Here is a 12487-nt window from a genome sequence, read left to right as displayed (position 1 = left end):
AATACATTATATTGGAATTCGCCAGCTTTTCAATAAGGGGAAGCACATAAAAAAACTGCCCTCGAGAGGACAGTTTTTTACATAAATGAAAGTAAAAACGGCGCCGCGCAAAGCGTCATAATCGCAGCTAAGATCATCGACACACTGGAAATCGTGCCGGACACAGAGCTGAGCTCAAATGCCTTTGACGTTCCCGCTCCGTGGGCGCTTGTGCCAAGCAGCACGCCCCGCGCGATTTCGTTATCAATGCGGAAGTAACGGATGACCATCGGGCCAATCACTGTGCCAAACAAAGCGGTTAAAATCACAAACACAGCTGTGACGGCAGGCATTCCGCCGATCATTTCAGATACGTTCATCGCGATCGGCGTTGTCACTGATCTCGGGACGAGGCTGTCAATTAAGCCGGTGCCGAGGTGAAGCCATTTCGCAATAAGAGCGGTAGAAATAATCGCGATGCATGAACCGACGGCCACATTCAAAATAATTTCCACTGCGTATTTCTTTAAAACAGGGAAATATTTATATAACGGGATCGCGAATGCCACGGTGGCCGGCTGTAGCATATCGGTCAGCAATCCGCCGCCGAGATTATAGGACTCGTACGGGACATTCACCAGCAGCAGCAGACCGACTAATACAGCGGGCGTCACCAATAGCGGCGACGTATAAACACGCGGAAAGCGTTGATATACCTTTTTTGCTCCTAAATACACCAAAACCGTTAAAAACAAACTTACAATTCCGATGAACACGTATGCTTTTTCTCCTTTCTCTTTGCGATGAGTTGTGTAAGCGTTCCTGTAGACACCATCACGACAAACGTGCTGATGATGACAACAAGCAGAATGCTGACACCAAATTTCGACATAATGTCTCCGTATTCAATCACTCCGACGGCAGACGGGATAAAAAATAAAAGCAGCTCCCCGAGAAGCCACGCTGCACCAAGCTCGATCCATTCAAGCTTGATAATGTTAAAGTGCAATAATGTGAAAAGAATCACAATCCCTATTATACTGCCGGGAATATTTATATGAAGAAGGGCTGTCACCCAATTAATCAGCCGAGCAAATATAAATAACAGAGCAATTTGAATAACGGTTAGCAACAGTTTTTTCATATTGATGCCTCCCTTATATACTTATTGTACATAAGGTCTCTCTATAGGTAAAATATATATTAAGAATAAGAAGTATTCCTTTTGTCTATAGAAAGGGTGAAGCGCATGGATATCCGCCATTTAACATATTTCTTGGAAGTCGCCCGTTTAAAAAGTTTTACGAAGGCTTCCCAATCCCTTTATGTTTCTCAGCCGACGATATCAAAAATGATCAAAAATTTAGAAGAAGAGCTCGGAATTGAACTGTTTTACCGAAACGGCAGGCAGGTGGAACTGACTGATGCCGGTCATAGCATGTATGTGCAGGCGCAGGAAATCATTAAATCATTTCAAAACCTGACGTCAGAATTAAATGATATTATGGAAGTCAAGAAAGGGCACGTACGGATTGGACTGCCGCCGATGATCGGATCGGGGTTTTTCCCCAGAGTGCTCGGCGATTTCCGTGAAAACTATCCGAATGTCACCTTTCAGCTAGTCGAAGACGGTTCTATAAAAGTTCAAGAAGGTGTCGGGGACGGCTCTCTTGATATCGGCGTTGTGGTCCTTCCCGCAAACGAAGATATCTTTCATTCGTTTACAATCGTAAAAGAAACCTTAATGCTTGTCGTTCACCCTTCCCACCGGCTGGCTGATGAGAAAGAATGTCAGCTGCGTGAGTTGAAGGACGAGCCTTTTATTTTCTTCAGAGAGGATTTTGTCCTGCACAACCGAATTATGACGGAATGTATCAAGGCTGGGTTCCGGCCCCATATCATTTATGAAACATCACAATGGGATTTTATTAGTGAGATGGTATCAGCCAACCTTGGGATCGGGCTTTTGCCGGAACGGATCTGCCGCGGCCTTGACCCGGAAAAAGTGAAAGTCATTCCGCTTGTCGATCCGGTCATCCCTTGGCACCTCGCCATTATTTGGAGAAAGGACAGGTACTTGTCGTTTGCCGCCAGAGCTTGGCTCGAACATACGAAATCGTATTTATGGGACCCGAAAAAAGATAGTAAAGGATGATGCAAACATGGATGCACAATCAGCAGCAAAATGTCTTACGGCTGTCCGCCGGCATAGCCCACTGGTGCATAGCATAACCAACAATGTCGTAACGAATTTCACAGCAAACGGCCTGCTCGCGCTCGGCGCATCGCCCGTTATGGCGTACGCAAAAGAAGAGGTCGCCGATATGGCGAAGATTGCGGGTGCACTCGTTTTAAATATCGGAACGCTGAGCAAGGAGTCAGTCGAAGCGATGATCATCGCGGGGAAATCAGCTAATGAACATGGCGTTCCCGTCATTCTTGATCCTGTCGGTGCCGGAGCAACACCGTTCCGCACTGAATCGGCACGTGACATCATTCGTGAGGTGCGCCTTGCTGCAATCAGAGGAAATGCGGCGGAAATTGCCCATACCGTCGGCGTGACCGATTGGCTGATCAAAGGTGTTGATGCGGGTGAAGGCGGAGGCGACATCATCCGGCTGGCTCAGCAGGCGGCACAAAAGCTAAACACGGTCATTGCGATAACTGGTGAAGTTGATGTCATAGCCGACACGTCACATGTATACACCCTTCATAACGGCCACAAGCTGCTGACAAAAGTGACAGGCGCCGGTTGCCTGCTGACTTCCGTCGTCGGTGCGTTTTGCGCTGTGGAAGAAAATCCATTGTTTGCTGCTATTGCGGCCATTTCTTCGTATGGGGTCGCCGCTCAGCTTGCCGCACAGCAGACGGCTGACAAAGGCCCTGGAAGCTTTCAGATTGAATTGCTGAACAAGCTTTCAACTGTTACTGAACAAGACGTCCAAGAATGGGCGACTATAGAAAGGGTGACTGTCTCATGACTCGTATTTCTCGGGAAATGATGAAAGAGTTATTATCTGTATACTTCATTATGGGGTCAAACAATACGAAAGCCGATCCTGTTACAGTTGTACAAAAAGCGTTAAAAGGCGGTGCCACCCTGTACCAGTTCCGTGAAAAAGGCGGGGATGCGCTGACAGGAGAGGCTCGGATTAAATTTGCTGAAAAAGCGCAGGCAGCTTGCCGTGAAGCTGGTGTTCCGTTCATTGTCAATGATGATGTGGAATTGGCTCTGAATCTGAAAGCTGATGGTATCCACATCGGCCAGGAAGACGCAAATGCGAAAGAGGTAAGAGCTGCCATAGGTGATATGATTCTCGGCGTTTCTGCCCATACGATGTCTGAGGTGAAGCAAGCCGAAGAAGACGGAGCGGATTATGTCGGGCTTGGGCCGATCTATCCGACTGAAACGAAAAAAGATACGAGAGCGGTACAGGGTGTATCTCTTATCGAAGCAGTGCGCCGCCAAGGCATCAGCATTCCAATTGTCGGCATCGGCGGAATCACAATAGATAATGCCGCACCTGTTATCCAAGCGGGGGCCGATGGCGTCAGTATGATCAGCGCCATCAGTCAGGCGGAGGATCCTGAGAGTGCTGCACGCAAGTTTCGTGAGGAAATTCAAACGTATAAAACAGGAAGATAATCGTTCATTTTCCTTCAAAGGGCTGTTCTGTAAAAGGACAGCTTTTTTGCTGTCCATCAAGGTTTTCAGACCTTCAAATTTTAATTGACAAAGGACAGGAACTGGCTATGATTATGTTATACAATGATAATCATTTTCAATTATAGGAGGAACATGATGGCTCGGGGGCTGGCACTTATTCTATTCAGCTTGTTGATGGTTTTCGGTTCTGCGGCACATGCGGAAGATGATCCGATCGCCGCATTAATTCAATTAAACAAGCAAATGATCAAATCCGTAAAAGACGGGGATATGGATTCGGCACAACAAACGTTTGACACCTTCAAAGCGAAGTGGAAAAAAGAAGAACCTTCTATTAAGAAAGAAAACCTTTCTTCTCACAGTGAAATGGACGCGAATATCGCGATGATTTCTCTTTCTTTTATCAATCAAGACGCACGTAAGCTCAAAACACAGCTTGAAGAGCTTGCGTCTCATTTAGAAACCTATCAGCAGGCTGTCGTGCTGAAAAAGACATCCTCAGGTCAATCAAGGGCGTCCTTAACAGCCTATATACAAAGCTTGAAAGACACAAAACAGTTCATAGAAAAAAAACAATTGGATGAAGCGTCATCCGCAATCGACAATTTAGTTACATCCTGGCTCGCTGTTGAGGGAGATGTCGTGTCCCAATCGAAAGAAGCCTATACGACATCGGAGGAAAATCTGGCGCTGATGAAGGCGGAGATCGGCAGCCATCCTGAAAAGGTATCAAAGCAAATTGACGAAATGATTCAATTGCTCGAGCCGATCGCTTCAAGCAGCTACAGCTGGTGGGATGCGGCGCTGATCCCGGTTCGTGAAGGAATGGAGGCCCTCCTTGTCATCGGAGCGCTATTAACCATGACAAAAAAAGCGCGGGTTACGCGTTCCTCGACATGGATCTGGGGCGGGGCGTCCGCCGGCATGGCTGTTTCCTTAGCAGCCGGCATCGGTGTCACGGTTCTGTTCTCCTCCAGTGTATTCGGAGAAAACAATTTCTTGCTTGGCGGCGTTACCGGCGTACTGTCCGCTGTCATGCTTTTGTATGTCGGGGTGTGGCTGCACAGAAACGCCTCAATGGATAAATGGAGAGAAAAAATCAATATCCAGAAGTCACAGGCACTAAAAAAACGAAGCCTGCTTTCCTTTGCGCTCATTGCATTTCTGGCAGTTGTAAGAGAAGGTCTCGAAACGGTCATCTTTTTCATCGGGCTTGTCGGGAAGCTCCCGCTCACTGAACTGATCGGCGGAACTGCCGCAGGGCTTATCGTTCTCGTCATCGTCGGTGTTCTGATGATCAAGCTCGGAATGCGCATTCCATTGAAGCCGTTTTTTCTTCTATCAATGGCGGTTGTCCTGTATATGTGCGTGAAATTTCTCGGAACCGGCGTTCACAGCCTTCAACTGGCGGGCATTCTTCCGTCTGATGCAGAAAGCTGGCTGCCGTCTGTATCGGTGCTAGGAATTTATCCGTCTGTGTACAGCACGATTCCGCAAATGTTGATTTTACTCTATTTACTGATTGCGCTTGTTTCAGAAGCGGCAAAACATTTTACAAACGGAAAGGAACTGACAAAATGAATTTCACAAAAATCGCTGTATCAGCCGGATGCATCCTTGCGCTGTGCGCAGGCTGCGGAGCCAATGACACATCTTCAACTAAAGAAAAAGCTTCATCTGAAAAAAGCGGGGTCACTAAAGAAATCACCGCATCCGTAAATAAAATGGAAACCATCATTTCTAAGCTGAATGACTCAGTGGAAAAAGGAGACCAAAAAGAGATTGAAAAGAAGGGGAAAGAGTTAAACAGCTACTGGCTTTCCTTTGAAAACGATATTCGCAGCGACTATCCATTCGAATATACAGAAATCGAAAAGCATCTTCAGCCAATCTACACAGAAGCGCAAAAAGACAAACCGGATGCAGGAAAAATCAAGACAGAATCCGAGTCATTGAAAGCATCCTTAGAAGACCTGACAGAAGCGAAGAAGAGCGGCAAAAAGGCTAGCGATCAGCTGGCAAAAGCAGCGGATGAGTATAAAGGCTATGTCAAAGAGCAGAGTGACCAGCTTGTCAAAGCGACTGAAGCATTTACGGGTGCTGTGAAATCCGGCGATATCGAAAAGTCCAAAACGTTATATGCGAAAGCGCGTGTTTATTACGAGCGAATCGAACCGATCGCTGAAAGCCTCGGAGATCTTGATCCGAAAATTGACGCACGAGAAAACGATGTTGAAGAAGGAGACAAATGGACAGGCTTCCATAAGCTTGAGAAGGCCATTTGGAAGGATCAAGATATTTCCGGGGAAAAGGCAACAGCTGACCAGCTTCTCAAGGATGTAAAAGAGCTTGACGGTTCAGTTCAATCACTGAAATTAACACCTGAACAAATTGTTGCAGGCGCGATGGAGCTTCTGAACGAAGCCGGAATTTCGAAAATCACGGGAGAAGAAGAGCGCTACTCACGAATTGATTTAGTGGACCTTATGGCAAATGTGGAAGGCTCCGAAGCCGTTTATCAAACAGTGAAAAGCGCGCTTGTAAAAGATCACTCCGACTTGACGGAAAAACTGGATACGGAGTTCAGCGAATTTGAAGTTTTAATGGCAAAATACAAAACAAATGATCAGTCCTATACGTCTTATGATAAATTAAGTGAAAAGCAAATCAGAGAGCTGAGCACAAAGCTGACGACTCTTTCTGAAACCATGTCGAAGATTGCGAATGTGCTATAAAAGGAGTTTTGTAACAGCATGAGCGATGAACAAAAAAAGCCAGAACAAATTCACAGACGGGACATTTTAAAATGGGGGGCAATGGCGGGGGCAGCCGTTGCGATCGGTGCCAGCGGACTCGGCGGTCTCGCTCCGCTTGTTCAGACTGCGGCTAAGCCATCGAAAAAGGATGAAAAAGAGGAGGAGCAGATTGTTCCGTTTTACGGAAAGCATCAGGCCGGAATCACAACTGCTCATCAAACGTATGTCTATTTTGCTGCGCTGGATGTGACAGCAAAAGACAAAAGCGACATCATTACATTATTTAGAAACTGGACAAGTCTCACACAGATGCTGACGTCTGGCAAGAAAATGTCGGCTGAGCAGAAAAATCAATATCTGCCGCCGCAGGATACAGGTGAGTCTGTTGATTTACCCCCTTCCAACTTAACAGTCACATTCGGATTCGGGCCTGGCTTTTTTGAAAAAGACGGAAAGGACCGCTTCGGGCTGAAAAGCAAAAAGCCGAAGCACCTAGCCGCTCTTCCAGCGATGCCCAATGACAACCTGCATGAAAAGCAGGGAGGCGGGGACATCTGCATTCAAGTATGTGCAGACGACGAGCAAGTGGCGTTTCACGCGCTGCGTAACCTGCTAAATCAAGCGGTCGGCACTTGTGAGGTCCGCTTTGTGAACAAAGGCTTTTTAAGCGGAGGAAAAAATGGCGAAACACCGCGCAATCTCTTCGGGTTTAAAGATGGAACAGGCAACCAGAGCACGGAGGATGACAGCTTGATGAACTCGATCGTGTGGGTTCAGTCCGGTGAGCCTGACTGGATGACGGGCGGCACCTATATGGCTTTCCGGAAAATCAAAATGTTCCTTGAGATATGGGACCGCTCTTCCCTCAAGGACCAAGAGGATACCTTCGGCCGCAGAAAAAGCTCAGGGGCGCCTTTCGGACAGAAGAAGGAAACAGATCCCGTGAAGCTGAATCAAATTCCGTCTAATTCACACGTCAGTCTAGCGAAATCTACGGGAAAACAAATTTTGCGAAGAGCTTTCTCTTACACAGAAGGACTTGATCCGAAAACCGGCTATATGGATGCAGGTCTTCTGTTTATCAGTTTTCAAAAAAATCCCGACAATCAGTTTATCCCGATGCTGAAGGCTCTTTCAGCAAAGGATGCGTTAAACGAATATACACAAACAATCGGTTCTGCTTTATATGCATGCCCAGGCGGCTGCAAAAAAGGAGAATATATTGCCCAGCGTTTGCTGGAATCATAGAAGAAGCCTTTACAGGCTTCTTTCAGCGTGTCGACAAACCCTCGCATTCGTTGTCAAGCCTGTGCGTTGGTGCTCACGAATTAGAGCATTCGCTCCGCTCCAATGCTCGGCTTTCCTAGACTTCAAGGGTTTTCAATCACGCTGAAAGGATGACAAAATCCTAAAACTTTTTAGGATTTTGTCATCAATCTGAAAGAAGCCTAAATCGGCTTCTTTATTTAAAAAACAGTTGTAACTTTAATTGTTACAGTTTAAAATCAATTTAGTATGAAAGGAGATTATCATGACAGTACACATTAAAGTTTATTCAGATTACGTCTGCCCATTTTGTTTTGTTGGAAAAGCCGCTTTTGAAGAAGCGATAAAAGGAAAGGATGTTGAAGTCGAGTGGATGCCGTTTGAACTGCGCCCAAGCCCATCTCCTCAGCTTGATCCGGTCAATGATCCTTCCAAACAGTACATGTGGCAGACATCTATTCAGCCAATGGCGGAGAAATTAGGGGTCGAGATCAATTTTCCAAACGTCTCGCCCCATCCGTATACAGACCTCGCGTTTGAAGGCTTCCATTTTGCGAAGGAATACAATAAAGGACATGAATACAACACCCGTGTCTTTCAGGCATTTTTCCAGGAGGGCCAAAATATCGGCGATATTGACATCTTGACGAAGCTCGCCGAGGAAGTGGGATTAGACGGTGCATCATTCAAATCAGCACTGGAAACAAGAACATATCAGGACGTGCAGCGCCAAGCCTTGAAGCACGCCTATGAAGAGGCTGACATCACAGCCGTTCCAACCTTTATTATCGGTGACACTGTAATTCCGGGTGCTGCCGGCAAGGATGTATTTGAAAAAGCGATTTCTGACGAGCAGAAGAAAAAGTAAGGAAAAAGCTCTCGATAAAGAGAGCTTTTTTTATTCCTGTTCCATATGGACGCCAGTATGCGCTTTCACCTGTATTTCTGCAAACGTATCCTCATCAATTGTTTTATCAGACGACAGCACCGTTCCGAGCCACGCGCCGAGAAAGCCGAGCGGGATAGAAATAATCCCTGGATTAGACAGCGGAATGAGCGGATCACCGGTAAAAATAGCACCTCCGGCCGGGTCCCACACACTAGGGCTCATCGACACCAGCACAAGCGCGCTGATCAGGCCTGTCAGGCTGCCCCATAAAGCGCCTGAGGCATTGAATCGTTTCCAGAAGACTGTAAACACAATCAGCGGAAGGTTTGCGCTGGCGGCTACCGCAAACGCGAGTGCAACAAGGAACGCCACATTTAAGGATTGTGCAAAAATCGCAAGGAGAATCGAGAGTACTGACACGGCGACAGAAGCCCATCTGGCCGCTTTCATTTGTTCTTTTTCAGTTGCTTCTCCCTTTCTGATGATCTGGCTGTAAATATCATGGGCAAATGCTGAGGCGGCAGACAGCACCAACCCTGTCACGACAGCCAAAATGGTGGCAAAGGCGATGGCTGATACAAACGCGAACAGAAAGTCTCCTCCGAGCGCTTTTGCTAAAAGCGGAGCCGCCATATTTCCCGCTTGATCAGCCGCCATAATCGCGTCAAAACCGACAAATGCCGCGGCACCAAAGCCGAGAAACACCGTCATAATGTAAAACACACCGATAATCCATGTCGCTGACACAACGGATGTACGGGCCGTCTTGGCATCCTTAACGGTATAAAACCGGATCAATATATGCGGAAGCCCGGCGGTTCCCAGCACGAGTGCCAAGTTTAACGACAAGGTCTCAAGCGGCACCTTGTATTTGTTTCCGGGGTTCAAAAAATCAGCGCCCAGCGGAGTAGCCGTTTTCATCTGTTCAAACATGGTATTAAGGCTAAAGCCGAATTTTGAAAACACGATAATCGAAATCACGAGTGTGCCGGCCATCAGCAAAACGGCTTTAATAATTTGAACCCAGCTTGTCGCGATCATGCCGCCAAACACGACATAAATGGTCATCAGCACTCCGACGATGAGGACAGCCGCGGTATAATCCAGCCCTAGAAGCAGTTTGATCAGCGCGCCCGCTCCCACGAGCTGGGCGATCATATAAAAAGTAGAGATGGCAATGGTATTGAGAGCCGCGACACCGCGGATTTTCTTTTCTTTAAAGCGAGCGGCAATCATGTCTGCCATCGTGTACTTTCCAAGATTCCGAAGCGGCTCCGCCACGATGTACAAGACAACGAGATAAGCCACCAGAAAACCGATGCTGTAAAAGAAGCCATCAAATCCATATAACGCAATCATTCCGGCAATCCCGAGAAACGAGGCGGCAGACATGTAGTCACCGGCAATTGCCAGTCCATTCTGAACGCCGGTGAGCCCGCCGCCCGCCGTATAAAACTCACTCGTCGTTTTCGTCCGCTTCGCGGCAAAATACGTGATAATAAGCGTCAGGCCAACAATCGCCAAAAATAATAAAAAAGCAGTCATATTCATGTCTGTTCACCCTTCAGATCCTCTTTTAAAGCGCTTACATACTTATCGAAATGGGCGGCTCTCCGGGAATACACAGTACTCAGTATCCAGGTCATAGCGAATTGGGCGATGGCGAACAGCCAAGCCCATGAAACAGCTCCAATGGCCGGTGCATTCAAAAAGGTGAAATAAGATGTCAAAACAGGGAGTGAAAAATAAAAAACAAAAAAGAAAATCGCAGAAGGAACAATAAAAGCGCGTTTCTGCTTTAAAAAAGCTTGAAAAGACGGCGTTGCAGCAATCTGTTTATAATCAGCTTTGTACATGGCTTTCCTCCTTTTATTCGCTAAACGTAAGCAAAAAGGTACACCAATAGGTATGTACTGAAAGTCCGATTTATGCGTTGAACAATATCTGGAGGATGAAAAAAGAAGGAAGTCGTGAAGAGGTGAACACAGTGGTCTAAAGACAGGCGAAGGTTTTCAAGCTCGGCCGTGTATAAACGAGTTTGCTTTCAAAACCTCACCGAATGCAGCTTGTTCTCAGCAAAGCTGCTGTTTACCAGAGCACGGTTATCATGTTCGCATCACCTCTTTATGACAATGCATGTGCCAAGAGGTGATCGCATCACCGGCTGTCTGTCGTAGTTAGCTGACACACCGTTTGTCCTCAAGCTCAGCGCAGCGATTTGCTTTTGAATAGAGGATATGGTGAAAACTCAGATCAGGTGATAGAAAAGCCAGAGGTAAATAGATCCGCCTGTTCGGACTAGTCTTGCCGGACGGTTTTTTTGTGGTTTTTCTTTCTCGATGCTGTCTCAGATTCTAAAAACTGCCTCACATCATGAATGCCTAATCCAATGGATCTAGCTTCTTGAATTAACATATGCCAACCTTTGTCCAAATCTTTTTTAACATGAGTTTTCATAGTAACCTCCAATTGTATAAAATGTTTTCCTGCAACATGCGGGCAATAAAAGACAAGCCAGCGCGATGATGAGGCGAGTACAACAAATTTCACACATAGTTGCTCGGTGTTCACAAACTGAAGGAAAAACCACCTACCTATTCCCTAAAAAAATGACTAATATAACCAATGGACCTTATTTATAATAATAAACAATTAAATACTGACTGGATAGTATGTAAATGAAAATAAATCATTTAGCCTATTAAAAATGACCCCTGGGAAACCGAATAGCATAACCGTTCAAAGAAATAAATACCGCTAAAGATTGATCCGGTGTAAGATAAGGGTAATCATTACCGCCAGGAGAAAAATATGAAAAAAAACAAATTTCAAATTAAAAGAGAAGCAACATTTGAAAGTTTTATAGACGCTGGCGTGAATTTGTTGATTGACCGAGCGTATGATCCGGTTTCTGTAGAAGATATCAGCAGAGCCGCCGGGTACAGCAAAGGAGCATTTTATGTTCATTTTGTCAGCAAGGACGATTTTCTGCTGTACCTTCTCGAAAAACGTCAGATGAAAAAAAAGATCATTATAGGGTATCTTGATCAAATGGAGCGGGAGTCAGTGAAATCGCTGACATTGGACGAGGCTGCAAAACACGCTGCAGAACTGCTTTATTCCTATTACATAAATAAGCCGTCGTGGGACATCACCTCGTTTGCCATGAACATGCCGACATATAAAGTCTTAAAGAAATGCAAGGCCTATGTCCGGCTGTACGAATTGTGGGTGGAAGAAAATGTGTTATATATTAAGTGGCTGAAGGAGAGAAAGCTGATTGACGCCTGTATTGATCCTGAATATACGGCTAAAATAATATGTGCAGTCCTCGACGGAATCATCAAACAATCATATGTATTGGGCCAGCCAGCCACCTTCCGCAGCTTTTTAGACGCACTCTCGGTATTTTTTACTTTAGACAGAGAGCACGAGACGCCAAGAATTTTGAAAAGTTTTTCAGAAAGCGAGGAACATCAGTGAAGTATAGAGAAATAATTATGTATATCATTATGGGGGTTTTCACAACCATTGTGAATATCGCCAGCTTTTATATATTGGTAGAGATCATGAATGTGGATTACAAAGCCGCCACTGTTGCCGCTTGGATTTTGTCCGTGCTGTTTGCTTACATAACAAATAAATTATATGTGTTTCAGCAAAAAACACATGATCTGCAGAGCCTGCTGAAAGAGCTCACTGCTTTTTTCAGCGTTCGGGTCCTGTCTCTCGGCATAGATTTAGGCATGATGATCATTCTTGTCGGCCAGTTTAATACAAATGAAACCTTGGCCAAAATACTCGACAACGCGGTCATTGTTGTCGTCAACTATGTTGCGAGCAAATGGCTCGTCTTTAAAAAAACAAAAGAAGAAGGGGTATGAGAGGACTGCAGCATATGATCTGCCGTTTTCTATGAAGAAATAAGGG

At 45.8% G+C, this 12487-nt stretch carries 14 protein-coding genes; 9 read left to right on the top strand and 5 right to left on the bottom strand.

Features of this window, described 5'->3' with window-relative positions:
* Positions 1-77: 77 nt before the first annotated feature.
* Together NYE20_RS20875 and NYE20_RS20870 are read right to left on the bottom strand one after the other, a co-directional pair.
* A complete protein-coding gene (locus NYE20_RS20875) occupies positions 78-755 on the bottom strand; it encodes a CidB/LrgB family autolysis modulator (RefSeq protein ID WP_014478359.1) in 678 nt (225 codons plus the stop codon).
* Positions 737-1123, bottom strand: a complete 387-nt coding sequence (locus tag NYE20_RS20870) for a CidA/LrgA family holin-like protein (RefSeq protein ID WP_003227375.1) — start codon at positions 1121-1123, stop codon at positions 737-739. The genes NYE20_RS20875 and NYE20_RS20870 overlap by 19 nt, the downstream gene beginning before the upstream one ends.
* A 105-nt stretch (positions 1124-1228) precedes the next feature.
* On the opposite strand from NYE20_RS20870, the gene NYE20_RS20865 reads away from it, so the two are divergent.
* From NYE20_RS20865 to NYE20_RS20835, 7 genes are all read left to right on the top strand, one after another.
* Positions 1229-2134 carry a LysR family transcriptional regulator gene (locus NYE20_RS20865; RefSeq protein ID WP_003227377.1) on the top strand — a complete coding sequence of 302 codons (906 nt, stop codon included), beginning with the start codon at positions 1229-1231 and terminating at the stop codon, positions 2132-2134.
* 7 nt (positions 2135-2141) lie between these two features.
* The gene (gene thiM, locus NYE20_RS20860) at positions 2142-2960 is read left to right on the top strand and encodes a hydroxyethylthiazole kinase (protein ID WP_003244274.1); all 819 of its coding nucleotides are present in this window, start codon (positions 2142-2144) and stop codon (positions 2958-2960) included.
* Complete coding sequence (thiE, locus tag NYE20_RS20855) at positions 2957-3625, top strand: thiamine phosphate synthase (RefSeq protein WP_003244128.1); 669 nt, start codon at positions 2957-2959, stop codon at positions 3623-3625. Before thiM ends, thiE begins: the two co-directional genes overlap by 4 nt.
* Before the next feature lie 156 nt (positions 3626-3781).
* Positions 3782-5227 (top strand): ferrous ion permease EfeU, encoded by a 1446-nt coding sequence (gene efeU / locus NYE20_RS20850; RefSeq protein WP_339185277.1) that lies wholly within the window; start codon positions 3782-3784, stop codon positions 5225-5227.
* Positions 5224-6381, top strand: a complete 1158-nt coding sequence (gene efeM / locus NYE20_RS20845) for an iron uptake system lipoprotein EfeM (protein ID WP_339183981.1) — start codon at positions 5224-5226, stop codon at positions 6379-6381. Before efeU ends, efeM begins: the two co-directional genes overlap by 4 nt.
* Before the next feature lie 18 nt (positions 6382-6399).
* Entirely contained in the window at positions 6400-7650 is a 1251-nt protein-coding gene (gene efeB, locus NYE20_RS20840) for an iron uptake transporter deferrochelatase/peroxidase subunit (RefSeq protein WP_339183977.1), read from the top strand.
* Positions 7651-7933: 283 nt separating this feature from the next.
* On the top strand, positions 7934-8536 hold the full coding sequence (locus NYE20_RS20835) for a DsbA family protein (protein WP_014481274.1): 603 nt from the start codon (positions 7934-7936) through the stop codon (positions 8534-8536).
* A gap of 30 nt (positions 8537-8566) precedes the next feature.
* On the opposite strand, the gene NYE20_RS20830 is transcribed toward NYE20_RS20835, so the two are convergent.
* The 3 genes from NYE20_RS20830 to slrA all read right to left on the bottom strand — a co-directional run bounded on the left by NYE20_RS20830 (position 8567) and on the right by slrA (position 11014).
* Complete coding sequence (locus tag NYE20_RS20830; RefSeq protein WP_130572992.1) at positions 8567-10108, bottom strand: cation acetate symporter; 1542 nt, start codon at positions 10106-10108, stop codon at positions 8567-8569.
* Complete coding sequence (locus tag NYE20_RS20825) at positions 10105-10413, bottom strand: DUF485 domain-containing protein (protein ID WP_003227392.1); 309 nt, start codon at positions 10411-10413, stop codon at positions 10105-10107. Before NYE20_RS20825 ends, NYE20_RS20830 begins: the two co-directional genes overlap by 4 nt.
* A gap of 442 nt (positions 10414-10855) precedes the next feature.
* Entirely contained in the window at positions 10856-11014 is a 159-nt protein-coding gene (gene slrA / locus NYE20_RS20820) for a transcriptional regulator SlrA (RefSeq protein ID WP_003243648.1), read from the bottom strand.
* A gap of 354 nt (positions 11015-11368) precedes the next feature.
* Between slrA and slrC the strand changes: the two genes are divergently transcribed.
* Both slrC and NYE20_RS20810 read left to right on the top strand, forming a co-directional pair.
* Complete coding sequence (gene slrC, locus NYE20_RS20815; protein ID WP_014478350.1) at positions 11369-12040, top strand: transcriptional regulator SlrC; 672 nt, start codon at positions 11369-11371, stop codon at positions 12038-12040.
* 17 nt (positions 12041-12057) lie between these two features.
* Positions 12058-12441 carry a GtrA family protein gene (locus NYE20_RS20810; RefSeq protein WP_003227398.1) on the top strand — a complete coding sequence of 128 codons (384 nt, stop codon included), beginning with the start codon at positions 12058-12060 and terminating at the stop codon, positions 12439-12441.
* The last annotated feature ends 46 nt before the right edge of the window (positions 12442-12487 follow it).

This window comes from Bacillus sp. FSL R5-0416, from assembly GCF_037975425.1.
In the GTDB taxonomy this organism is placed as follows: Bacteria; Bacillota; Bacilli; order Bacillales; family Bacillaceae; genus Bacillus; species Bacillus subtilis.
This window is presented reverse-complemented; position numbering and strand designations above follow the sequence as displayed.

Coding starts and splice junctions, on each gene's coding strand:
- NYE20_RS20830 (WP_130572992.1), bottom strand. CDS start 10,108: ATGAATATGACTGCTTTTTTATTATTTTTGGCGATTGTTGGCCTGACG.
- efeB (WP_339183977.1), top strand. CDS start 6,400: ATGAGCGATGAACAAAAAAAGCCAGAACAAATTCACAGACGGGACATT.
- slrA (WP_003243648.1), bottom strand. CDS start 11,014: ATGAAAACTCATGTTAAAAAAGATTTGGACAAAGGTTGGCATATGTTA.
- efeM (WP_339183981.1), top strand. CDS start 5,224: ATGAATTTCACAAAAATCGCTGTATCAGCCGGATGCATCCTTGCGCTG.
- thiM (WP_003244274.1), top strand. CDS start 2,142: ATGGATGCACAATCAGCAGCAAAATGTCTTACGGCTGTCCGCCGGCAT.
- NYE20_RS20835 (WP_014481274.1), top strand. CDS start 7,934: ATGACAGTACACATTAAAGTTTATTCAGATTACGTCTGCCCATTTTGT.
- NYE20_RS20825 (WP_003227392.1), bottom strand. CDS start 10,413: ATGTACAAAGCTGATTATAAACAGATTGCTGCAACGCCGTCTTTTCAA.
- NYE20_RS20865 (WP_003227377.1), top strand. CDS start 1,229: ATGGATATCCGCCATTTAACATATTTCTTGGAAGTCGCCCGTTTAAAA.
- efeU (WP_339185277.1), top strand. CDS start 3,782: ATGGCTCGGGGGCTGGCACTTATTCTATTCAGCTTGTTGATGGTTTTC.
- thiE (WP_003244128.1), top strand. CDS start 2,957: ATGACTCGTATTTCTCGGGAAATGATGAAAGAGTTATTATCTGTATAC.
- NYE20_RS20810 (WP_003227398.1), top strand. CDS start 12,058: ATGTATATCATTATGGGGGTTTTCACAACCATTGTGAATATCGCCAGC.
- NYE20_RS20870 (WP_003227375.1), bottom strand. CDS start 1,123: ATGAAAAAACTGTTGCTAACCGTTATTCAAATTGCTCTGTTATTTATA.
- slrC (WP_014478350.1), top strand. CDS start 11,369: ATGAAAAAAAACAAATTTCAAATTAAAAGAGAAGCAACATTTGAAAGT.